Annotated in this window: 1 protein-coding gene; it reads left to right on the top strand. The window is 57.8% G+C overall.

Annotation, left to right across the window (positions count from 1 at the left end; translation table 11 throughout):
• A partial coding sequence (locus NUW87_RS12025; RefSeq protein ID WP_269028694.1) for a serine protease occupies positions 1–502 on the top strand: 502 nt, incomplete at both ends.

The following is a 502-nucleotide window of genomic DNA, read 5'->3' as shown; positions in this document are numbered from 1 at the left end:
CAGCAACCATGAGGTCTCTGGTCTTTCTTCTGCTCATCGGAGCTGCTTTTGCCACGGAGGACGACAAGATCGTCGGAGGGTATGAGTGCACGCCCTACTCCCAGCCTCACCAGGTGTCTCTGAACTCTGGGTACCACTTCTGCGGAGGCTCCCTGGTCAATGAGAACTGGGTGGTGTCTGCAGCTCACTGCTACAAGTCACGTGTTGAAGTGCGTCTTGGCGAGCACAACATCAGGGTCAACGAGGGCACGGAGCAGTTCATCTCCTCCTCTCGTGTCATCCGCCACCCAAACTACAGCTCCTACAACATTGACAACGACATCATGCTGATCAAGCTGAGCAAGCCTGCCACCCTCAACCAGTACGTGCAGCCCGTGGCTCTGCCCTCCAGCTGTGCCGCCGCCGGCACCATGTGCAAAGTCTCTGGCTGGGGCAACACCATGAGCTCCACTGCTGACAGGAACAAGCTGCAGTGCCTGAACATCCCCATCCTGTCCGACAG

This window comes from Corynebacterium pilbarense, assembly GCF_026930265.1.
GTDB lineage: Bacteria > Actinomycetota > Actinomycetes > Mycobacteriales > Mycobacteriaceae > Corynebacterium > Corynebacterium pilbarense.
This window is presented reverse-complemented; position numbering and strand designations above follow the sequence as displayed.